Origin of the sequence: Rhizobium sp. 2YAF20, assembly GCF_052114685.1 — a bacterium.
GTDB lineage: Bacteria > Pseudomonadota > Alphaproteobacteria > Rhizobiales > Rhizobiaceae > Rhizobium.
Map to the genome: position 1 here is coordinate 152,116 of NZ_JBFRFF010000002.1, position 22,746 is coordinate 174,861.

The 22,746-nt window shown below is 59.2% G+C and carries 14 protein-coding genes; 13 read left to right on the forward strand and 1 reads right to left on the reverse strand.

Going from position 1 to position 22,746, the window contains the following annotated elements; genetic code table 11:
- The first annotated feature begins 17 nt into the window (after positions 1-17).
- The 12 genes from AB4Z52_RS04865 to AB4Z52_RS04920 all read left to right on the forward strand — a co-directional run bounded on the left by AB4Z52_RS04865 (position 18) and on the right by AB4Z52_RS04920 (position 19,674).
- Positions 18-1,043 (forward strand): ABC transporter permease, encoded by a 1,026-nt coding sequence (locus AB4Z52_RS04865; RefSeq protein WP_442216782.1) that lies wholly within the window; start codon positions 18-20, stop codon positions 1,041-1,043.
- Between the two features lie 170 nt (positions 1,044-1,213).
- Complete coding sequence (locus AB4Z52_RS04870; protein ID WP_442216783.1) at positions 1,214-2,272, forward strand: dipeptidase; 1,059 nt, start codon at positions 1,214-1,216, stop codon at positions 2,270-2,272.
- A 47-nt stretch (positions 2,273-2,319) separates the two neighbouring features.
- The gene (locus AB4Z52_RS04875) at positions 2,320-3,966 is read left to right on the forward strand and encodes an ABC transporter substrate-binding protein (protein ID WP_442216784.1); all 1,647 of its coding nucleotides are present in this window, start codon (positions 2,320-2,322) and stop codon (positions 3,964-3,966) included.
- A gap of 18 nt (positions 3,967-3,984) precedes the next feature.
- Positions 3,985-5,052, forward strand: coding sequence for an ABC transporter permease (locus AB4Z52_RS04880; protein WP_442216785.1), 1,068 nt, complete (start codon positions 3,985-3,987; stop codon positions 5,050-5,052).
- Positions 5,049-5,984 (forward strand): ABC transporter permease, encoded by a 936-nt coding sequence (locus tag AB4Z52_RS04885; RefSeq protein WP_442216786.1) that lies wholly within the window; start codon positions 5,049-5,051, stop codon positions 5,982-5,984. Before AB4Z52_RS04880 ends, AB4Z52_RS04885 begins: the two co-directional genes overlap by 4 nt.
- Positions 5,981-6,814 carry an ABC transporter ATP-binding protein gene (locus AB4Z52_RS04890; protein WP_442216787.1) on the forward strand — a complete coding sequence of 278 codons (834 nt, stop codon included), beginning with the start codon at positions 5,981-5,983 and terminating at the stop codon, positions 6,812-6,814. Before AB4Z52_RS04885 ends, AB4Z52_RS04890 begins: the two co-directional genes overlap by 4 nt.
- Positions 6,811-7,560, forward strand: a complete 750-nt coding sequence (locus AB4Z52_RS04895) for an ABC transporter ATP-binding protein (protein WP_442216788.1) — start codon at positions 6,811-6,813, stop codon at positions 7,558-7,560. Before AB4Z52_RS04890 ends, AB4Z52_RS04895 begins: the two co-directional genes overlap by 4 nt.
- 151 nt (positions 7,561-7,711) lie before the next feature.
- Entirely contained in the window at positions 7,712-7,900 is a 189-nt protein-coding gene (locus tag AB4Z52_RS04900) for a hypothetical protein (RefSeq protein ID WP_442216789.1), read from the forward strand.
- Between the two features lie 476 nt (positions 7,901-8,376).
- Positions 8,377-8,541 (forward strand): DUF1328 domain-containing protein, encoded by a 165-nt coding sequence (locus tag AB4Z52_RS04905; protein ID WP_442216790.1) that lies wholly within the window; start codon positions 8,377-8,379, stop codon positions 8,539-8,541.
- A gap of 169 nt (positions 8,542-8,710) precedes the next feature.
- Positions 8,711-9,406: a helix-turn-helix domain-containing protein gene (locus tag AB4Z52_RS04910; protein WP_442216791.1), complete on the forward strand. Its 696-nt coding sequence runs from the start codon at positions 8,711-8,713 to the stop codon at positions 9,404-9,406.
- A 429-nt stretch (positions 9,407-9,835) separates the two neighbouring features.
- Positions 9,836-18,340: a GH36-type glycosyl hydrolase domain-containing protein gene (locus tag AB4Z52_RS04915; protein WP_442216792.1), complete on the forward strand. Its 8,505-nt coding sequence runs from the start codon at positions 9,836-9,838 to the stop codon at positions 18,338-18,340.
- Positions 18,341-18,438: 98 nt separating this feature from the next.
- Complete coding sequence (locus AB4Z52_RS04920) at positions 18,439-19,674, forward strand: OpgC family protein (RefSeq protein WP_442216793.1); 1,236 nt, start codon at positions 18,439-18,441, stop codon at positions 19,672-19,674.
- Positions 19,675-19,796: 122 nt separating this feature from the next.
- On the opposite strand, the gene AB4Z52_RS04925 is transcribed toward AB4Z52_RS04920, so the two are convergent.
- Entirely contained in the window at positions 19,797-21,566 is a 1,770-nt protein-coding gene (locus AB4Z52_RS04925; RefSeq protein WP_442216794.1) for a glucan ABC transporter ATP-binding protein/ permease, read from the reverse strand.
- A 387-nt stretch (positions 21,567-21,953) separates the two neighbouring features.
- Between AB4Z52_RS04925 and AB4Z52_RS04930 the strand changes: the two genes are divergently transcribed.
- Positions 21,954-22,694, forward strand: a complete 741-nt coding sequence (locus tag AB4Z52_RS04930) for a LuxR family transcriptional regulator (protein WP_442216795.1) — start codon at positions 21,954-21,956, stop codon at positions 22,692-22,694.
- Positions 22,695-22,746 lie beyond the last annotated feature (52 nt).

Genomic DNA, 22,746 nt, shown 5'->3' on the forward strand with positions numbered 1-22,746 from the left:
TAAGGGAGGATTGAGAGATGGTAACGAAAGCTGTGGAAGTGACCGCGCCGATGGCGACCAGGACAAAGCGCCGCCGCATTCCGCCGGAACTCAGCATTTTCCTGGTTCTGATCGGCATCGCGCTGGTCTACGAGGCGCTCGGGTGGATCTTCATCGGCCAGAGCTTCCTGATGAACACGCAGCGGCTAACGATCATGATCCTACAGGTGTCGGTTATCGGCATCATTGCCGTCGGCGTGACGCAGGTCATCATCACCGGTGGCATCGATCTGTCATCCGGCTCGGTGGTCGGCATGACCGCGATGATCGCTGCAAGCTTTGCCCAATCATCCAGCTGGTCGCGATCACTCTATCCGTCGCTCACCGATCTTCCCTTCGTCATTCCGATCGGGGTCGGGCTTTTGATCGGGCTTGCGGCCGGCTTCATCAATGGCGAACTGATCGCCCGGACGAAAATCCCGCCGTTCATCGCCACCCTCGGCATGATGGTCTCGGCCCGCGGCGTCGCCAAATGGTATACCAAGGGCCAGCCCGTTTCCGGTCTGACGGACCAGTTCACGTTTATTGGCATGAGCATCTGGCCGGTCGTCGTCTTCCTCGTCGTCGCCTTCGTTTTCCATATCGCTCTGCGCTACACGCGGTACGGAAAATTCACCTATGCGATCGGCGCCAATGTGCAGGCGGCGCGCGTGTCGGGCATCAACATCGAGGCGCATCTCATCAAGGTCTATGCAATTGCCGGGCTTCTCGCGGGCCTTGCCGGGGTCGTGACCGCAGCCCGGGCGCAAACGGCGCAGGCCGGCATGGGCGTAATGTATGAACTCGACGCCATCGCGGCGACCGTCATCGGCGGGACGTCTCTTACCGGCGGCGTCGGGCGCATCACCGGAACGGTCATCGGGACCATCATTCTCGGCGTGATGACCTCGGGCTTCACCTTTCTAAGGGTTGACGCCTACTACCAGGAGATCGTCAAAGGCGTGATCATCGTTGCCGCCGTCGTCATCGACGTTTACCGGCAAAAGAAGCGCGCCAAGCACTAATCCGGCCTGACGTTCGCGTCACATTCGAAGCGGGGGCTCGTTCCCCCGCTTTTGCTTGTCCAAGCATTTTCATTCGTATGCATATTTTTTCATTTTAGGGATGGCGAATCTCCGCAGCCTTTTTATGCTGCGGTTTCCGATTTGCTCGATCGAGCCTTCCAGGATTAAAAATGCAATTCGTATTCGACGGCCACAACGATGTTCTTCTCCGCCTTTGGAGCCATGCGCGTGACGGGGAAGATCCGATCGCCGAATTTCGCGACGGCATCTCGACCGGTCATATCGATGCGCCGCGAGCGAAGGCGGGTGGCCTTGCCGGTGGTCTATGCGCCATCTACATCCCTTCGGGCGACCTCGTGTTTGCCGAGCCGGACCGTAAAGGCCACTATGTGACCCCCCTTGCCGCCCCACTTGAGCGTGCGCCGTCACTGGACATCGCCAACGAAATGGCGGCGATCGCGCTGCGCCTCGACCGGGAAGGCGTATGGAAGCTCTGCCACTCGGTAGCTGATATTCGCGACAGCATGGAAAAGGGTATCTTTGCAGCCGTCATGCATATGGAAGGCTGCGAGGCGATCGGCGCCGATCTTGCAGCACTCGAGACCTTCTATGCGGCGGGGCTGCGTTCGCTCGGGCCGGTCTGGAGCCGCAACAATGTCTTTGCTCACGGCGTTCCCTTCGCCTATCCAATGTCGCCGGACACCGGTCCTGGCCTCACCGATGTGGGCTTTGATCTCATCAAACGGTGCAATGAACTCGGTATCCTGATCGACCTTGCGCATATCACCGAAAAGGGCTTCTGGGACGTGGCGAAAACCACCGATCAGCCGTTGGTCGCCAGCCACTCCAACGCGCACGCCCTGACACCAGTTGCGCGAAACCTGACGGACAGGCAGCTCGATGCCATCCGCGAAAGCCGCGGTGTCGTCGGCCTCAATTACGCGACCGCCATGTTGCGTGGCGACGGGCGCTCCGATGCGAACACGCCGATCGAGGATATGTTGCGCCATATCGACTACCTCGTGGAGCGCATGGGGATCGATTGCGTCGCCCTGGGATCCGACTTCGACGGGGCAACCATTCCGGAAGGAATAGGCGATGCCGCGGGCAACCAGAGGCTGATTGCTGCCCTGCGGAACCTTGGCTATGCTGATAAAGATCTCGCTAAAATTTGCCGGGAAAATTGGCTTCGGGTTCTTGCGTCCGCCTGGGGAGAGGCTGGCGCTTAGACCAGGATTTCAAGTAAAAAACGTGACGAAACAGGGGAATGAAAAAAATGATGATGAGTAAGGTCAACCGCAACATCCGTCTTCTCGCCGCAGGTGCCGCCTTTACGCTTTTGATGGCAGCAGCGCCAGGTGTCTCTTTTGCTGCGACGCCGAAAGACACCCTGGTTGAAGGTTTCGCGATCGACGACATCATCACGATGGATCCGGGTGAAGCCTACGAGCTTTCGACTGCCGAGATCACCGGCAATACCTATAGCCTGCTGATCCGCCTCGACACCGCCGATACCACCAAGGTCAAAGGCGATCTGGCCGAGAGCTGGACGGTTTCCGATGATCACCTGACCTACACCTTCAAGCTCAAGCCCGGCCTGAAATTCGCCTCGGGTAATCCGATTACGGCCGAGGATGTTGCTTGGTCGTTCGAGCGCGCGGTCAAGCTCGACAAGAGCCCGGCCTTTATCCTTACCCAGTTCGGCCTTACCGGCGATAATGTCACGCAAAAAGCCAAGGCCACCGATCCGAACACATTCACCTTCACCGTCGACAAGCCCTATGCGCCGTCGTTCGTGCTGAACTGCCTGACATCGACCGTCGCCAACGTCGTTGACAAAAAGCTGGTGCTTGGCCACGTCAAGGCTGTGACGCCGTCGGCTGACTACAAGTACGACAATGATTTCGGCAATGATTGGCTGAAGACGGGCTATGCCGGCTCGGGAGCCTACAAGCTGCGTGAATGGCGCGCCAACGAAGCGGTCGTGCTTGAGCGCAACGAGAACTATTATGGCGATAAGCCAAAGCTCGCGCGCATCATCTACCGCTATATGAAGGAAAGTTCGGCCCAGCGCCTGGCGCTCGAAAACGGCGATATCGACATTGCGCGGAATCTCGAGCCCGGTGATCTGGATGCGGTCATGAAGAACGCAGCGCTCGCCTCGACCAGCGCGCCGAAGGGTACGGTTTACTACATCAGCTTGAACATGAAGAATGCTAATCTGGCAAAGCCGGAGGTTCAGGAAGCCTTTAAATATCTGATCGACTACGACGCCATCGGCAAGACCTTGATCAAGGGCATCGGCGAAATCCGCCAGACGTTCGAGCCGAAGGGCGTGCTCGGCGCGCTTGAGGAAAATCCGTTCACGCTCGATGTTGCCAAGGCTAAGGAATTGTTGGCCAAGGCAGGTCTCAAGGACGGCTTCTCGGTGACGATGGACACCCGCAACATCGAGCCGGTCACCGGCATCGCCCAGTCGATCCAGCAGACGCTTGGCCAGGCCGGCATCAAGCTTGAGATTATTCCTGGAGATGGCAAGCAGACCCTGACGAAGTATCGTGCCCGCAATCACGATATCTATATCGGCAACTGGGGCATGGATTACTGGGATCCGAATTCCAACGCCGAGACCTTCACCACCAACCCGGACAATTCCGACGAGGGCAAGACCAAGACGCTTGCCTGGCGCAACACCTTCCTGACACCTGATCTGGACAAGGAAACCCGTGCTGCGCTGTTTGAGGCCGATGCGGACAAGCGCGCTGCCATGTATCAGGACGTCCAGAAGAAATTCCTGCACAACAGCCCGTTCGTGCTGATCTTCCAGCAGATCGAAGTGGCCGGATACCGCAAGGACATCAAGGACTTCAAACTCGGCCCGAGCTTCGATACCAACTTCGTCTCGCCGATTTCGAAGGAATAACAGGGACGGATCGGTTCCTTGAGCACTGTCGAGCGAAAAATGGAGGTGCGGCCCGCCAAGGGCCGTGCGCTTCCGATTGCCATGGCAATCCTGCGATTTCTGGTCGTGGCCGTCACGACCTATCTCGGCCTTCTCGCCGTCACCTTCTTTATCGGCCGCGTCGTGCCGATCGATCCGGTGCTCGCCATCCTTGGCGACCGGGCGCCGGCGCATGTGGTCGAACGGGTGCGGCGCGAGCTTGGCCTCGACCTGCCGCTCTACCAGCAGTTCTACATCTATCTGAAAAGCGCCCTGTCGGGTGATTTCGGGACATCGGTGCTGACCACCAATCCTGTCATGACCGACATCCGTCGCGCCTTTCCGGCGACGATGGAGCTTGCAACGTTCGGCACGCTGATCGGCTCGGTCATTGGGGTTCCGCTCGGTGTACTCGCCGCGGTCAAGCGCGGCAGCATCATCGATCAGGTCGTCCGCGTTGTCGGGCTTATCGGCTATTCCGTGCCGATCTTCTGGCTTGCGCTGATTTCGCTTGTCATTTTCTATGCCCGCCTGAAATGGGTGGCCTTTCCGGGCCGTCTCGACATCGCCTACGAATATACGTTCGAACCGATCACCGGGTTCTTTCTGTTCGACAGCGCCTGGCAGGGCCAGTGGGACGTGTTCTACGATGCATTCCGGCACATTATTTTGCCGGCTTGCCTGCTTGGATATTTCTCCTTGGCCTATATCAGCCGAATGACGCGCAGCTTCATGCTGAACGAGCTCGGCCAGGAATATATCGTTGCCGTGCGTGCCAAGGGGCTTTCGGAAACGCGGGTGATCTGGGGTCACGCGCTTCGCAACGCGGCGGTGCCGCTGGTGACGGTGATCGCGCTGTCCTATGCCGGCCTGCTTGAAGGTTCAGTCCTGACAGAGACCGTCTTCTCCTGGCCGGGAATAGGCTTCTACATCACGAATTCGCTGCAGAACGCGGACATGAACGCGGTACTTGGTGGCACGATCGTGATCGGGACCGTCTTCATTGCCTTAAACCTCTTTTCCGATCTGCTTTACCGGACCCTCGACCCAAGGACGCGACGCAAATGACGGGTCAGACGACATCTGCAAAACCTGCCAGCCGGCGCGAATGGCTGCTTTCCGACCGGCCGCAATCACGGACCCAAGCCCGCCTCGGTCGCGCCTATGTCACATGGCGACAGTTCTCGGCCAATCGCCTGGCGCTCGTTGGCCTCTTCATCATCCTCGCCTTGCTGTTTGTCGCGGTCTTCGCCGATGTGATTGCCACCAAGTCCCCGACTGTCGGCGATCTTGGCAATGCACGGCTGCTGCCGCCGGGGGTTCAGGGTTTCCTGCTTGGCAGCGACGATCAGGGCCGGGATATTTTTTCGCGCGTCATCCACGGTTCACGCCTCACGCTGCTGGTGATCGTGCTCGTGGCGGTCATCTCGGCACCGATCGGGCTCGTCGTCGGCACGGTCTCGGGCTATGTCGGCGGCTGGGTTGATGCCGTTCTGATGCGCATCACCGATATCTTCCTGGCTTTTCCAAAGCTGGTGCTGGCGCTAGCCTTTGTCGCGGCGCTTGGCCCGGGGATCCAGAACGCCATCATCGCCATCGCCATTACCTCCTGGCCGCCCTATGCCCGTATCGCCCGGGCCGAAACGATGACGGTGCGGCGCTCGGACTATATCGCCGCGGTTCGGTTGATGGGCGCCTCGCCGATGCGCATCATCTTTCGCCATGTCATGCCGCTTTGCATCTCTTCGCTGATCGTTCGCGTGACGCTCGACATGGCCGGTATCATCCTGACGGCTGCAGGCCTCGGCTTTCTCGGCCTTGGCGCCCAGCCGCCGCTGCCGGAATGGGGTGCGATGATTGCCTCCGGTCGGCGTTTCATCCTCGATCAATGGTGGGTCGCGGCCATGCCCGGCATCGCCATCCTTGTCGTTAGCCTCGGCTTCAATCTGCTCGGCGACGGGCTGCGCGATGCGCTCGATCCTCAGGAGAGCGGTCGATGACGACAATGCTGACAGTCGACAACCTCAAGGTCAGCTATCCCTCGCGCACCGGCGTGATCGAGGCTGTTCGGGGGGTCTCCTTCACGCTGGGGCGCGAGCGGCTTGGTATCGTGGGCGAAAGCGGCTCTGGAAAGTCGCAAACCGGCCGGGCCATCATGGGCCTGACGCAATCGCATGGCGTGGTCACGGCAGACACATTGAATTTCAACGGATTGGATCTTCTGTCCATTTCGCCGCGGGCTCGAAGAGCGTTGCGCGGCAAACGCATTGCCATGGTGCTGCAGGATCCCAAATATTCGCTCGACCCGGTAATGTCCATCGGTCGGCAGGTGGCTGAAACCTTGCGGACGCACGAGAGCGTGGGCAAAGCGGAGACGCGTGACCGGGTGCTTGCCATGCTCGAGGCCGTGCAGATCCGCGACCCGAAACGCGTCTTCGATCTCCACCCGCACGAGGTGTCCGGCGGCATGGGGCAGCGCGTCATGATCGCGATGATGCTGATCGCCGGCCCTGAACTTTTGATCGCCGACGAACCGACGTCGGCTCTCGACGTCACGGTCCAGCTCGACGTCCTCAGGATCATGGACAAGCTGGTGTCGGAGCGTGGGATGGGGCTGATCTTCGTGTCGCACGACCTGCGGCTAGTGTCGTCCTTCTGCGACCGGGTGATTGTCATGTATGCCGGGAAGATCGTCGAGGAACTGCCGGCGTCGGAACTTCGCAACGCCCAGCATCCTTACACCCGCGGACTGCTCAACTGCATGCCGTCGATCGGCGAGGACCGTCATCCCTTGCCCGTCCTCGACCGCAAGCCGGAGTGGGCACTATGAGCGCGATCCTCGAAATCGACGATCTCAGTGTCGTCTATGATCGCTATTACGCGCTGAACGCGGTCGGCATCGCTGTCGACAAGGGCGAATCCTTCGGGCTTGTCGGCGAGTCCGGATCCGGCAAGTCGACGCTTTTGCGCGCGGTTGCCGGGTTGGCGCCGATCAGCGGCGGGACCATCCGTGTCGAAGGAAGAAAACTCGAGGGCTCGAAGCGCAGCAAAGCCTTCTATCGCGACGTCCAGATGGTCTTCCAGGATCCATATGGTTCGCTGCATCCACGGCAGACGATCGATCGGCTGCTGCTGGAGCCATTGTCTGTCCACGGGATCGCCGATGGCGAGAAACGTATCAGCCGGGCTCTCGATGAAGTCGGGCTTGGGTCGGGTTTCCGCTTTCGTTATCCCCACCAGCTTTCCGGCGGGCAACGGCAGCGCGTCGCAATCGCCCGGGCATTGATTGTCGAACCATCCGTGTTGCTTCTCGACGAGCCTACCTCTGCGCTCGACGCCTCGGTGCAGGCGGAAGTACTCAATCTTCTGGAACAGGTGCGGCGCGATCGTCAGTTGACCTTCGTCATGGTGAGCCACGATCTCGGTGTCGTCACGCACATGTGCGAGCGGCTTGCCGTCATGCAAAATGGTGCCATCGTCGAACGGCTGACGTCTAAAAATCTTGCTGCCGGCAACGTCGCGGAAGAGTACACACGCAACCTGATGATCGCCAGCAAGGGATTTGTTCGCGCCTAACACGTTGTTTTGTCAGCGGCTAGCTGCTCGTAATAGTTAAGCGCTGGTTAAAAGACGACCAATCGACTAGATTATTGACACCTGCCGTATTTCTGTCATGATCTTGTTAACGGCGGTTAGCTTTCGTGATCGCCATAGCCGGAGGCAAGGCATGTTTTTCATGGGTGGCATGACCATGGGATATCTTCATCCGCCGAAAGAGGCGAAGGAAGAAGACGCGTTGAGCGTGACTTTGCCGGAAGAAAAAGACCGCCGCCATATCGGCCCTGCCGAGGTGGTAGTTCAGCGTGAAGGCGCCGTGGAGCGTACGCTGATCTGGGCGCGTCGCATTCTCTGCTGATTTTCTCTGCAGACAATTTCCAGAGGTTAATTTTTCTCGACAGCACCTCTGGACGAAATTTTATGTCTACCTACTTGATAGAGAATATATGAAGGTCGCGCTGGGCTCGTTCCCACGCGCAACAACAACAGGTCGATCGGAGGCAGCACATGGCAAATTTGGGTATGTTTCATACTCATGTGAACCAGTTCGACGGTTCCGTGGCGCATAAGCGGCTTCTGGCTGCCCAAAGCGCTTCCAGACGCCGTAGATTTCAGACTGGCCTCAATGTCGCGCTTATTGCCGCTGCATTCCTATTTGTGGCCGCTCTTATCTTTGGCCTCCCCGGCTAAGCAGGTTGGCAGATGTGGCCGATCCGCAGTCTACAGTATGCTGCGCGTAGACTTTGTTGCTGAAATCGCAAATCTTTCAGCCATTCCGGAACAATTTCCCGGTGTTGCCGTTTCCTTTTTCAGCAATGATACAAGGAGATCGCCATGCTCTACTACGCACTCGTATTCCTGGTTGTCGCAATTGTTGCCGGCGTACTCGGCTTTGGCGGCATTGCCGGTGCTTCCGCTTCAATCGCACAGGTTCTCTTCTTCCTCTTCCTGGTGCTGTTCGTGGTGTCGCTGATCATGCGCGTCATGCGGCGCGTTTGATAGGGCTGGAGATAGCCGTCATATGATCCGCCGGTGCCCGCCCGGCGGATTTTCTTTGCGTTGGGCAATACAAATCTTTCCTGTCGAGAAAATTTTTTGGTGGACCGATGGAATGCCCATGGCGAACAACGTAAGCTGTGGCGTGAGAAAAATGCATGGGACCAAATGAATGACAAAAGTGGCGGCCGCACGAACCAGCGACGGACAGACGGCAGCACTGAACAGCAATGCGGCGAAGGCCATCCTTAATCAGGACCCACATGCATTGCGCGATCCCAAGGAGAACAATCTCGAGATCGCCATCGGCCACGAAGTGCGCGCATTCCGCAAGAAGCTCGGCATCACGGGCGGCGACCTTGCGTCCGCAACAGGCATTTCGCTCGGGATGCTTTCGAAGATCGAGAACGGCAACACGTCCCCGTCGCTCACGACCCTTCAGTCGCTGGCGCGCGCGCTCGGGGTTCCGGTGACTGCATTCTTCCGGCGGTTCGAAGAAGTCCGCAACGCAGTCTTTGTCAAAGCCGGGGAGGGATTGGAGATCGAACGGCGCGGCACGCGCGCCGGTCACCAATACAATCTCCTTGGCCACATCGGAAACAGTTCGAGCGGCGTCCAGGTCGAGCCCTATCTGATCACCTTGACCGCCGATTCCGACGTGTTTCCAACTTTCCAGCACGAAGGTCTCGAACTGATCTATATGTTGGAAGGCGAGGTGAAATATCGCCACGCCGACAAGCTCTATACGATGCTGCCGGGAGACAGCCTGTTTTTCGACGCCGATGCTCCGCACGGACCGGAAGTGCTGGTTAACCTGCCTATTCGCTTCCTATCGATAATTTCCTACTCGGAACGAACGGGCGTTTGAGGCTGGGTCAGCTTTTGCTATATCTTTAAGCGAAACAATTCAGTCTAAGTTCATGTTGGGACGGATATCGGGGGCGACGCGCCACCCTTTCGCTTGCTTTGCCCAACGAAGCAGCACAATGGAGAATGCATCATGAATTTGATCGAACGACTTTGAGTTCTCCTTGGCGCGCTCACCCAGTTCCACCGAGTGCGCTTAAACTTTCGCGATAGCCGTCCGATATTGGTGTCAATGCCTGCATTTCGGTAAGGTCATCTCGAAAATCTCAGCCTGAAGTGGTTTGTGCTGCATTTGGCGCCTCCAGTTTACAAGCTCCTTGCGTGCCCCGGGGCAGACTAGTCGCAAGACATGTGAACGGTTGTGTTTCGCAGTACGAACAGGTCAAGGCCAAAATGTTCGTAACCCTGTTTGGATCCAGAACCCGCACCCATGACGTCTCAAAATCCCTCCACTGCTCCACTCCGCGATTCTGAAGCCAAGCAGATCGATCATAACGATTCGATCCGCGCCACCTATTTCACCAACGACCAATTGCGGGACTGCGGCGAGGCCTTTGCGCGCGACGGCAATCAGAAGCTGACAGCGTTTTCGCCGTTTGAATTCTTCGCGCGCCACCGCGACAACGAAAAGGAAATTCTGCGGGTCTATCGCTCGGCTGCGGCCGATGTCGAGGCCGGGGAGTCCATCACTCCTGCCGCCGAGTGGCTGCTCGACAACCACTATATAGTCGAAGAGGCAATCCAGGAGGTTCGGCGCGATTTTCCGAAGCGGTTTTATCTCCAGCTGCCGACAATGAACATGGAGGGCATGGTCATGCCGCGCACGCTCGCGCTGGCCTGGCTCTATGTCGCCCACACTCACAGCACCGTATCCTACAAGGGCCTCATGGCTCTGGTCGCGGGTTTCCAGGCGACGGAAACGCTGAAGATCGGCGAATTATGGGCATTGCCTTCGCTGGTGCGCTACGTCCTTGTCGACAATCTTCGCCGGATATCCAGCCGCGTCGAACGCAGCCGGCAGATGCGGCGCCAGGCCAATGCCGCCGCCGACGAGTTGATCCGCCTGAACGATCCCGACAAATGTGCTGAATATCTGAAGACGCTGGAGCCGCTTGCTAGCGACAACACCTTCGCGACGCAGTTTCTTTACCGGCTGCGCGACGGTTCGCAGACCTCGAGCGTCGCCATCAGCTGGATAGAGCAATCGCTCGAACAGGCCGGCATGGACGCCGAGAGCGCGATGATGGCCGAGCACAGCCGCCTTTCGTCCGGCAACGTGACGATGGGCAACATCATTCGCAGTCTTCGCGAGATCGATGACGCCGAGTGGTCTGTTTGGGTGGAGGAAGTCAGCAAGGTCGACAAGCTGCTCGCGGAAAGGACCGACTACGTCGATCTCGACCCCGGCTCGCGCAATAGCTATCGCAAGCAGATCGAAAAGCTTGCCCGCCGCTCCGACAGAACCGAGTTGGAGATCGCGCAGGTTGCAATCGACATGACGGAGGCGGCCAAGACCTCGAGCGAACCGCAGCCGCATGAACCCAATGTCGGCAGCTATCTCGTCGGACCGCTGCGACCCCAGCTGGAAAAAGCAATCAACTACCGTCCGTCCCCGCTTCTTCAGATCGTGCGTGAAATCCGCAAGCTGAACTGGTTCGCGATTGCAGCGCCGGTCATCCTGTTGACTGTCATTGCGATGGCGATCGTCGGCCGCTTCATGCTCAACGCCGGCATGGGCGCGCTCGAAATGATCATATTGCTGTTGATGTTTTCGCTGCCGGCGTCGGAAGGCGCCACCGGTCTCTTCAACACGCTCATCACCTTCTTCGTGACGCCGGCACGGCTGGTGGGCTACGAGTTCAAGGATGGCATTCCGGAGGATGCCCGGACGCTGCTCGTCGTTCCTTGCCTGATCTCCAATCGCGACAGCGTCGATGAACTGGTCCGCAATCTCGAGGTTCACTACCTTGCCAATCCCCGCGGCGAAATCTACTTCGCCTTGCTTAGCGACTGGCCGGACAGCAAAACCGAGGAAACCGACGCCGACCTCGAGGTGCTCGACTATGCGCGCCGCGAGATCGCTAATCTTTCGACCCGCTATGCCTATGACGGCACGACGCGTTTCTATTTGCTGCACCGCCGGCGGCTGTTCAATCCTGCGGAAGATGCCTGGATGGGTTGGGAGCGCAAGCGCGGCAAGCTGCACGAGCTCAATATGCTCCTTCGCGGCGATCGCGACACGACGTTCCTTGCCGGCGCCAACGTGGTGCCAAAGAACGTGCAATATGTCATGACTCTCGACAGCGACACGCGCCTGATGCGCGATACTGTCACCAAGCTGGTCGGCAAGCTCTATCATCCCATCAACCGGCCGGTCGTCGATCCGCAGACCAAGCGCGTCGTCAGCGGCTATGGCGTGTTGCAGCCGCGCGTGACGCCTTCGCTGACCACGGGCAAGGACGCCTCTGTCTTCCAGCGCGTATTTTCGATCAACCGGGGCCTCGATCCCTACGTCTTCACGGTCTCGGACGTCTATCAGGACCTTGCAGGCGAAGGCACCTTTACGGGCAAGGGCCTTTATCACGTCGATGCGTTCGAAAATGCGCTGAAGGGCCGGATCGAGGAGAACTCCGTTCTCAGCCATGACCTTCTCGAAGGGTCGATGGCGCGCTGTGCCCTCGTCACTGATCTCGAGTTGGTCGAGGATTTCCCGATCCGCTACGAGGTCGAGGTTTCGCGTCAGCATCGCTGGGCACGCGGCGACTGGCAGCTTCTGCCCTATATCTTCAACCCGGCGCGTGGCGTTACCGGCCTTGGCCGCTGGAAGATGTTCGACAATCTGCGCCGCTCGCTGACACCGATCGCTTGGTTCTTTGCTTCGGTGCTTGGCTGGTATTTCATGAGCCCGTTCGCGGCGCTGATCTGGCAGATCGTGCTGATCTTCTGCCTGTTCGTTGCACCGACGCTCGGCCTTATCAACGGCATCGTACCGCGCAGCAGCGACATTGTCGCGCGCGCTCACCTTTATACCGTGTGGACCGATATCCGCGAGGCGAACGCGCAGGTGGCGCTTCGGATCGTCTTCATCGCCGATACAGCCTGCATGATGGCTGACGCCATCGGCCGATCGCTCTATCGCACGCTCGTCAGCCGGAAACTGATGCTGCAATGGCGAACTGCGGCGAGCGCCCAGGCAGTCGCGCAGACCACGATACTGGGGCACTACCGCGTCATGTGGCACGCGCCTGTACTAGCGCTTCTGGCGCTTGGCCTGGCAGCGCTTTCCGGCGATAATGCATTCTTCATCGGCATTCCTTTCGCAGTCCTCTGGGTCCTGTCGCCGGCGGTTGCCTGGTATGTCAGCCAGACTGCGGAGACGGAGGACAGGCTCGAGGTTCCCGAGCATATCTCAGCCGAGCTTAGAAAGATCGCCCGGCGGACCTGGCGCTATTTCGAAGCCTTCGTCGTCGAACAGCAGAATTATCTACCACCTGATAACGTCCAGCAGACCCCGCATCCGGTGGTCGCGCCGCGGACATCGCCGACCAATATTGGCGTCTATCTTCTGTCCGTCGTCTCGGCCCGTCATTTCGGCTGGCTGTCTTTCGAAGAGACGATCGAACGGCTCGAACAGACGATCGCGACCGTCGACAAGATGGAAAAATTCCGCGGTCATCTTTTGAACTGGTACCATACGGATACCTTGCAGACACTTGGGCCGCGTTACGTCTCCGCCGTCGACAGCGGCAATCTCGCCGGCCATTTGATCGCGGTGTCGTCTGCCTGCCGGATCTGGGCGGAAGCGCCTTCCGCGCACATGCAGGGAAATCTCGACGGCGTCGGCGACGTCTCTGGCGTTCTGGAGGAAATTCTTGCCGACCTTCCCGACGATCGAAAGACCGTGCGTCCGCTGCGTCACCGGCTCGAGGAGCGCATTGTCGGGTTCCAGAATGCACTTGCGTCGGTCAAGCGCGAACATGAGTTCGCGTCCATCCGCGTCATCAATCTTTCTGTGCTTGCCCGCGACATCCAGAAGCTGGCTGCCAACCTCGATCATGAGGTCAAGTCTCAACAGAGCGGCGAAGTCACACGCTGGGCTGAATCGCTGGTCAAGGCCTGCGAAGGGCATATCGCCGATAGCGTCTTCGATCTTTCCAATGTCGATGCTCTGCGCCAGCGGCTGACCGTTGTGCGCGACCGGACGCGCGATATTGCCTTTTCGATGGATTTCGCCTTCCTGTACCGCCCAGAGAGGCGTCTTCTGTCGATCGGTTATCGCGTTGAAAGCGGCGAGCTTGATGCGGCCTGCTACGATCTTCTCGCATCGGAAGCGCGCCTGACCAGCCTGTTCGCCATTGCCAAAGGCGACCTGCCGACGGAGCATTGGTATCGCCTCGGCCGCCAGGTCGTGCCGGTCGGCTCGCGCGGCGCGCTGGTCTCCTGGTCCGGATCGATGTTCGAATATCTGATGCCTCCGCTTGTCATGCAGGAGCGTCAGGGAGGTATCCTCAACCAGACCAACAATCTGATCGTCATCGAGCAGATGAATTATGCCCGCAGGCTGGGTGTTCCGTGGGGTATCTCGGAAGCGGCCTTCAACGCCCGCGACCATCAGATGAACTACCAGTACACCAATTTCGGAGTGCCATCGCTCGGCCTGAAGCGCGGTCTCGGCCAGAACGCCGTCATTGCGCCCTATGCCTCGCTGCTCGCCAGCATGTATGATCCGGAAGCTGCGCTCGAGAACCTCAATCGGCTGCGCAAGGTCGGCGCTCTTGGCATCTACGGTTTCCACGATGCCGTCGATTTCACGCCGACGCGCGTGCCCGAGGGCAGGAAATATGCCATCGTCTACAATTACTATGCCCACCATCACGGCATGTCGATTGCGGCTGTCGCCAACGTTGCCTTCAACGGCCGCCTGCGCGAGCTCTTCCATTCCGACCCTGTGATAGAAGCTGCCGAACTGCTGCTGCAGGAAAAGGCGCCACGCGATATCCCGGTCATGGCCGCCAAGCACGAAACGGATGCGCCGGCAAATATCCAGGAAGATCTGCTGCGCGCCGAAGTGCGCAAGATCAGCGATCCGGCGTTACAGGACCGCGAGCTGGTGTTCCTGTCGAACGGCCACTATTCGGTGATGCTGACGGCAACCGGCGCTGGCTATTCGCGCTGGAACGGCCTCTCCGTCGCGCGCTGGAAGGCGGATCCGACGGAGGATCGCTGGGGAACCTTCATCTTCCTGCGTGACACCGCGTCGGGCCAGTGGTGGTCTGCGACCGCCGAGCCGCGCAGCATCGAGGGCGAGAAGACCAAGGTCACGTTCAGCGACGAGAAGGCGGAATACGTCAAGACGGTCGGCGATCTCACCAGCGAAGTCGAATGTATCGTCGCGACCGAGAACGACGCCGAAGGTCGGCGCGTCACGCTTTTGAACATGGGAACGGAAGATCGCTATATCGAGGTCACGTCCTATCTCGAACCTGTGGTTACGAGTGACGATGTCGACGCGGCCCATCCGGTTTTCGCTCGCATGTTCGTTCAGACGGAAATCGGCCGCCGCGGCGACGTCATCCGGGTGTCGCGCAACAAGCGCGATCCGAACGAGCCAGACATGGCGATCGCCCATCTGATCGTCGACAATGCCGGCACCGAGCGTCCGACCGAGTTTGAGACGGATCGTCGCAAGTTCATCGGTCGCGGACGCAGTCTTGCAGAGGCTGCCGCCTTCGATCCGGGCGCTGCGCTTTCCGGCACCGACGGCTTCACGCTCGACGCCTGCCTGTCGCTGCGTCGCGTCGTGCGCGTTCCGGCCGGCAAGAAGGTCAGCGTGATCTTCTGGACAATCGCCGCGCCGAACCGCGACGAGATCGACAAGGCTGTCGACCGCTATAGGCATCCGGATGCCTTTGCACACGAGCTAGTGCACGCCTGGACCCGTACGCAGGTACAGATGCGCCATGTCGGTGTCACCTCGCAGCAGGCGGCCGTCTTCCAGCAGATGGCCCGTTACCTGGTCTATCCCGACATGCATATGCGGGCCGACGCCGCCACTGTCATTTCGGGCTCGCAGTCGCAATCGGCGCTCTGGCCGCTGGCGATCTCCGGCGATTTTCCGATCCTGACGCTGCGCATCAATGACGATATCGATCTCGAAATCGCCAAGGAAGCGCTGAGTGCGCAGGAATATCTCCGTTCACGCGGCATCACCGCCGATCTGGTAATCCTCAACGAGCGGGCTGCGTCCTATGCGCAGGACATGCAGCACTCGCTCGAGGCGATGTGCGAAAACATGCGCCGTCTCGGCCAGTCGGACGGACTTCGCCAGCATATCTTCGCCGTGCGCAAGGATCTGATGGAGCCGTCCACCTATCAGGCGCTGCTTGCCGCGTCGCGCGTCGTCTTTCACGCGCGCAATGGCAAGATCGTCGATCAGATCACGCGGGCGCCGGCGCTCTTCGCATCGGCCCATAGCTCCGAACAGGCAGAGACCACGCGTCGGGTCGTACCGCTTCAGCCGCTGGAACCGGCCTTCTCCGCGGCGACCGTCGACGACAAGGGCGATCTCGACTTCTGGAACGGCTATGGCGGCTTCGCCTCCGATGGCCGCGAATATGTCGTGCGCCTGCTTGGCGGACAATCGACACCGCACCCGTGGATCAACGTCATATCCAACGAGACCTTCGGTTTCCACGTTTCCGCCGAAGGCGCCGCCTTTACCTGGAGCCGCAACTCGCGCGACTACCAGCTGACGTCCTGGTCCAACGACATGGTCATCAATCGTCCGGGCGAGGCGATCTACGTCGCAGATCTCGACAGCGGTGCCGTCTTGACGCCCTATGCTGCATTGTCGCGGCGGTCGGCCGTCGAGTTCGAAGCGCGCCACGGTCTCGGCTATTCGGTATTCTCGAGCGTCCAGGACGATATTGCGCTCGAAGTCACCCAGACTGTCGATCGCCAGCGCCCGGTCAAGATGACCCGCGTCCGCATTCGAAACAGCGGGACCACCACCCGGCGGCTGAGGCTCTATAACTACGCCGAATGGCTGCTCGGCGGCAATCCGCAGAAGACCGTACCTTTCATCCTCTCGTCCCATGACGAGGCGACGGGTTCGCTCTTTGCCACCAACCCCTATAGCATCGATTATTCGGGCCGGATTGCGTTCATGGGCGCGAGCGAGATGCCGACAAGCTTCTCGGCCAGTCGCCGCGAATTCATCGGCCGTTTCGGCACGATCCAGGCACCGCAGGCCGTGGTGTCAGGGGCAGCACTATCCGGATCGCTCGATCTTGTCGGCGACCCTTGCGCGGCACTCGCCTTCGACCTGACGATCGAAGCGGGCGCCGAACGCGACATCTGCCTATATATGGGCGATACCGATACAGCCGCAGAGGCGAGCGAGCTTGTTTCCGAAATCAGGAAGTCCGATTTCGGCGACCTGCTGGGAGCCAGCCGCTCATTCTGGGATGGCTTCACCGGCCGGCTGCAAATATCGACGCCTGACAAGGCAATGAACAACATGATCAATGCCTGGCTTCCCTACCAGAGCCTCGGTTGCCGGATCATGGCGCGAACGGCCTTCTATCAGGCAAGCGGTGCGTTCGGCTTCCGCGATCAGTTGCAGGACACGCTTGCCTTCCTGTTGCACGCACCGGAGCTTGCCCGAAAGCAGATCCTCAATGCCGCCTCGCGTCAGTTCCACGAGGGCGATGTGCAGCATTGGTGGCTGCCCGGCAGCGGCGCCGGCGTTCGAACCCACATCTCGGATGATGTGGTCTGGCTTGCCTATGCGATCGACCAGTATTGCAGCGTCATCGGCGACAAGGCGCTGCTCGACGAGCAACTTGCCTTTGTCGAGGGGGTTGCGTTGATGCCAGGTCAGCATGACGCCTTCTATCAACCGACGGTCTCGGCGGACAAAGTCACGCTTTACGAGCACGCTGCATTGGCGCTCGATCTTGCCATCAAGCGCGAGGGCGGCAACGGCCTGCCGCTGATCCTTGGCGGCGACTGGAATGACGGCATGAACCGCGTGGGCATACAGGGGCGCGGCGAAAGCACGTGGCTCGGCTGGTTCCTGGTCAGTACGCTCACGGCCTTTATTCCCTACGCGCAGGCGCGCGGGGACCAGGATCGCGTCGAGCGCTGGACGAAGCATATCCCAAGGCTGAAGAAGGCGCTGGAATCGGCGGGCTGGGACGGCGGTTACTATCGACGCGGCTATTTCGACGATGGTAGCCCGCTCGGCTCAAACGAGAATTTCGAGTGCCAGATCGATTCCATCGCGCAGTCCTGGAGTGTGATTTCCGGCGAAGGCGATCCGGCGCACTCCGAAAAGGCAATGAATGCCGTTCTGGAGCGATTGGTGGACGATGATGCCGGCATCATCCGGCTGTTCACTCCGCCCTTTGCCAAGTCGCCCAGGGATCCGGGCTACATCAAGGCCTATCCGCCCGGTGTGCGCGAAAATGGCGGGCAATATACCCATGCTGCCACCTGGGTTGTTCTTGCGCTTGCCGAAATGGGACGCGGCGACGACGCCTGGCGCTGCTTCGAACTGCTGAACCCGATCAACCATGCGCTCGACCGTCCCGCGAGCGATGTCTATCGGGTCGAGCCCTATGTCATCGCCGCAGACATTTACGGCGAAGGGCAGCTTACCGGCCGCGGCGGATGGACATGGTATACCGGTTCGGCGGGTTGGCTCTATCGTGTTGCGATCGAAGGAATTCTCGGAATTCGCGTCAAGGATGGTCACCTTTACGTGAAACCAGCACTTCCATCGAAGTGGGATGGGTTTGCGGCGGATCTTGACCTTCCTGGTGGAAAATGCCGCATTTCGGTCTCAAAACGGTCCGATGGCGTGGGTTACGCTGTGACGATCAACGATAAAGCGATCGCTCATCCCGAGGATGGGTATCTGATCGGGCGCTGACACGCCTCCTTTTTACCGTATTCGCTTGGATCACTGCGGCTGGAGGGGGAACCCTTTGGCCGCAGTTTGCGTTTGAGAGCCGGAACAGGAGTGGATCGATGGACCCCAATCCGAAGACCAGCCTAATGTCATCGGGCCGGGGCGATCTCTCCCGAACGGCCGGGTGGCGCGACACCAGGCTCGACGTGCTACGGGCGCTGGCGTTGCTAGCGATTTTCATCAATCACGTTCCCGGCCAGATCTTCGAAAATTTTACCACCAAGAATTTCGGCTTCTCCGATTCTGCCGAAGCCTTCGTTTTGATTTCGGGCATCTCGATCGGCCTTGCCTATGGCGGCCGGTTCGCCCCCGCAAACCGCCTGGCATCGTGTCTCAAAGCGGTGCGGCGCGCCTTTACCCTTTACATGGCGCATATGATCACGACGTTCATGACGCTGGTGCTGTTCATATCCGGCGCCTGGCTCTTTCACCGGCCGGGGCTGCTCTGCGAGATCAATATTCTGCCGGTCCTGACCAATATCAAGGAGGGGATACCGGCGCTGCTGCTTCTCGGGCATCAGATCGGTTACAACAACATCCTGCCGATGTACGGTGCGCTTCTGCTGCTTGTGCCATTTATCCTTTTCCTCGAAGCCTATAGCCCGGTGTTGCTGCTGCTGGTCTCAGGCCTGGTCTGGTTCGTGGCCGGCATCTATCGGATCGCACCGCACACGACGCTGTTGGACGGCTATTGGTTTCTCAATCCGCTATCCTGGCAGTTTCTCTTCGTGATTGGCATCATTTCCATGATGCATGTCCGCCGCGGCGGATCATTGCCCCGCCATCCTGCCCTGCTCCTGCTATCAGTAGCCTATGTCCTGCTCTCGTTCGTCTGGGTGGTGTTCAAGCTTTGGGGTATCGGCAACGTGCTTGCCGCTTCAGGGCTTCCGCTGGTCCTGGTCGGCTTTGACAAGACTTTTCTGTCCTTGCCGCGCCTGTTGCACGTCCTGGCACTGGCCTATCTCGTTCTCAACATCCCGGTCCTGTCCGGCTTGTTGCGGCGGTCATCCGGCCATCCGCTAACGGTGCTTGGGCGCCATTCGTTGAGCATCTTTGCTGCGGGAACCATTCTTGCGATGGCCGGACAGGTGATCCTTTATATTACCAACAACGATCGGGTCATTGGCCCACTCTATGTCATCCTCGGCATCCTCATTCAGCTCGCCTATGCATCCCATCTGGAGCGCAAGAGATTGCTGGTTCGCGACGGGGCCAAGGGCGCAACTCCGACGAGGCCCATCGCAGTTCAGGTTCGGGCGACAGATGTTCGCAGCTTCACCAGGGAGCGCGGTTAGGCCGCAATGCCACGCCATTTCGTACGGGCATTTGGCCGGACGCAGTACACAAACGCAAAGGCCGGGAGAGCGATGCTCTTCCGGCCTTTTGAACAGGTGACTGTTGTCGGATATCCCGCCGATCAGGCTGCCTCGGAGGCGGTGGCGTGGGCCTTGCGAACTTCTTCATCCGTCAGGATGCCGCTGGCGCGGAGCAAGGCGGCGAAGCGGCCGTTGCTCTGGCTAAGTTCGTTGAAGCTGCCATTCTCGATCACACGGCCATTCTCAAGGAAGAGCACGATGTCTGCTTCCCGAACGGTCGACAGACGGTGAGCGATGATGAACGTCGTGCGGTTCTCACGCAGGTTGTCTATCGCAGCCTTGACCCTATTTTCGGTTTCCACGTCGAGCGCGCTCGTCGCTTCGTCGAGCACGAGGATCGGCGCATCCTTCAAAATGGCGCGAGCAATCGCGATACGCTGACGCTCGCCACCGGAGAGCTTGTTGCCGCGCTCGCCGACGCGGGTGTCATACCCCTCGTCGCGCGTTTCGATGAAGTCGGCAGCCGCCGCAGCCTCTGCAGCCTCCATCACTTCCTGCTCGGTGGCGCCTTCGCGACCGAGACGGATGTTTTCGCTGATCGAGCGGTTGAGCAGGCCGGCATCCTGGAAGACGGTAGCGATGCTGCGGCGCAGCGACTTGCGGGTCACCTTGGTGATATCGGTTCCGTCGACGAGGATCTGGCCCTGCTGCGGATCGAAGACGCGCTGCAGGAGGTTGACCAGCGTGGTCTTGCCGGCACCGGTCGGACCGACGATCGCAACCGTCTGGCCGGCCTTGACCGAGAAGCTCACATCATGAAGGCCCTGCGACGTCTCGCCGAAACCGAATGAAACATCGCGGAACTCGATTTCACCCTTGACGTCCTTGATCTCAGCAAGGCCGGCCGGCTCTTCACGCTCACGCACCGAGTCCTCAAGCGCATAGAATTCGACCAGCTTGGCGCGAGCCTCGAAGATCTGGGTCGCGAAGTTGCGCATCTGATCCAGGCGGGCGATCAGGAGGTTGGCAAAGCCGATGAAGGCAATGACGTTGCCGATACGCAGGCTGCCGTCTTCGACAAGCATCGTGCCGATGATCAGGATGATCATCATGGCGATCGTCGAGGCCATGCGGTTGAGAGCGCTTGCAAGAGCCCACCAATCGAGGACCGGGTACTGGGCAGCAAGCAGGCGGTCGGCGAACGACTTGAGTGCGCGGGTCTCAGCTTCGATCCGGTTGTAGCTATGCAGAACCGAGACGTTGCTGATCGAGTCGCTGACATGCGAGAAGACGTTGTGGTAGTGATCCTCAACCGAGGCCTGACCATCCTTGGTGCGGCTCATGACAACGCGGCCGATCAGCCAGTAGAGAATGCCGAGCACGACGAGGACGCCGGACAAGCGCATATCCATCGACATTGCCGTCGGGATCAGCAGGGCAAGTGCAACGGCGGTCGACAGATGATTGCGCATGAATTCGAGCCACAGGCCGAACAGCGTTTCGCATGCACGCAACAAGGTGTGCAGCGCATTGGAAGTGCCACGCTGGCTATGCCAGGACAGCGGCATGGAAATGATGCGACCGAACGCCTCGGTCAGGAGCGTTGCGCGGCGTCCATGCGCCAGACGGTCCGCCTCGCGGGCGACAACCACGAAGGCAACGGTGTTGAAGACGGCAAAAGCCGCCCACATGATCAGGATCGGGCGAACGGCTTCCTTCGACGAGATGGCGTCGATGATGCGGCCGAACAAAATGGGCTCGGCAATCGTTATCACCGCGAGCACGATGTTTGCTAAGACAACCAGCGACACGCGGAGCTTGTATGCGGCGAGATACTGCAAGGCTCTGGCGTAAACTTTGAATAGCGACACGTCGATACCCTCATGTGCATCTGCAAAATATGGAATGTTGCGATGCTACAATTCGCTACCTGAACCGGCGATTAACGAAATCGAACTGCTGTTTTTCCAGCAGAATTATGCGGAAATACCCCTCAAAAGGGTTGGGTGTTGACCGCTCTGGGCATACAGTGACAGCGTCAATGGCGCCGTTTGCTGCAGACGCCGCATTTCGTTTGAAATATTGTTTGCAGTCGGCTGCGAAATTTTGCAGATGGTGATTATTTGCTTCTGTTGCAACCGGACTTGGTCCGATGGTGACAATTGCCGATTTTTGCTGCCTGCCGGGGGAGGGGCCCATGAGTGTTGACGGCATATTGCAGTGGTCGCATCCACATTATTGATTGCCAGGGGGCATAGGTGAATATTCATTCCTTAATACAATTGCTCGTCGTCATCGACGAATGCAGGACAAGCGAGAACGTCATTGCCGAATTGGAGCGAGTGCTTCGATCCTACAAATTCGACTTTTATGGTCTTCTCAAACAGCCAAAGCCAAACTCCGATCCGATGAGCCTGGTGCTTGCCGGCCGGTGGCCCGAAAAATGGCCGCATGTCTACATCGCCAAGAAGTATGTGCTTATCGACCCAACCGTGCGCTACCTTTCGCGGGCGCAAAGGCCGTTTCGCTGGCGGGATACCGTCGCAGCGTTCCGCGCGGATCCGCATCGCAGACGTATGGAGCAGATGATGGTGGACGGTCGCAACCATGGCTTGCTCGATGGCTATATTTTCCCGATCCACGGACGTAGCGGGCTGCTCGGCAACATGACGCTGGGCGGCAACGTCGTCGATCTCTCGCCGTCGGAGATGTCGCTCTTCGAGGCCATAGCGAAAAAGACGTTCTGGCGGATTCTCGAGCTCAGGGGCGATGCCGATGCGCTTGAACAGGGATCAACCATCGATACGCAGATGACAAGACGCGAGATGGAGATTTTGAACTATCTTGCCGACGGCCTGACCTCGATGGACATCAGCAAATTGCTTTCGATCTCGAACCATACCGTCGATTGGTACATGAATGGCATCCAGGACAAGTTAAAGGCCAAGAACAGGCAGCATATTGTAGCCCTAGCCTTCCGATATGGCCTAATTTCCTAGGCGCAACATTTTTCCGAGCAGGGGCCTTGGAGAAATTGAACTTCTTGTGACA

Coding starts and splice junctions, on each gene's coding strand:
- AB4Z52_RS04865 (WP_442216782.1), top strand. CDS start 18: ATGGTAACGAAAGCTGTGGAAGTGACCGCGCCGATGGCGACCAGGACA.
- AB4Z52_RS04870 (WP_442216783.1), top strand. CDS start 1,214: ATGCAATTCGTATTCGACGGCCACAACGATGTTCTTCTCCGCCTTTGG.
- AB4Z52_RS04875 (WP_442216784.1), top strand. CDS start 2,320: ATGATGATGAGTAAGGTCAACCGCAACATCCGTCTTCTCGCCGCAGGT.
- AB4Z52_RS04885 (WP_442216786.1), top strand. CDS start 5,049: ATGACGGGTCAGACGACATCTGCAAAACCTGCCAGCCGGCGCGAATGG.
- AB4Z52_RS04890 (WP_442216787.1), top strand. CDS start 5,981: ATGACGACAATGCTGACAGTCGACAACCTCAAGGTCAGCTATCCCTCG.
- AB4Z52_RS04895 (WP_442216788.1), top strand. CDS start 6,811: ATGAGCGCGATCCTCGAAATCGACGATCTCAGTGTCGTCTATGATCGC.
- AB4Z52_RS04900 (WP_442216789.1), top strand. CDS start 7,712: ATGTTTTTCATGGGTGGCATGACCATGGGATATCTTCATCCGCCGAAA.
- AB4Z52_RS04905 (WP_442216790.1), top strand. CDS start 8,377: ATGCTCTACTACGCACTCGTATTCCTGGTTGTCGCAATTGTTGCCGGC.
- AB4Z52_RS04910 (WP_442216791.1), top strand. CDS start 8,711: ATGACAAAAGTGGCGGCCGCACGAACCAGCGACGGACAGACGGCAGCA.
- AB4Z52_RS04915 (WP_442216792.1), top strand. CDS start 9,836: ATGACGTCTCAAAATCCCTCCACTGCTCCACTCCGCGATTCTGAAGCC.
- AB4Z52_RS04920 (WP_442216793.1), top strand. CDS start 18,439: ATGGACCCCAATCCGAAGACCAGCCTAATGTCATCGGGCCGGGGCGAT.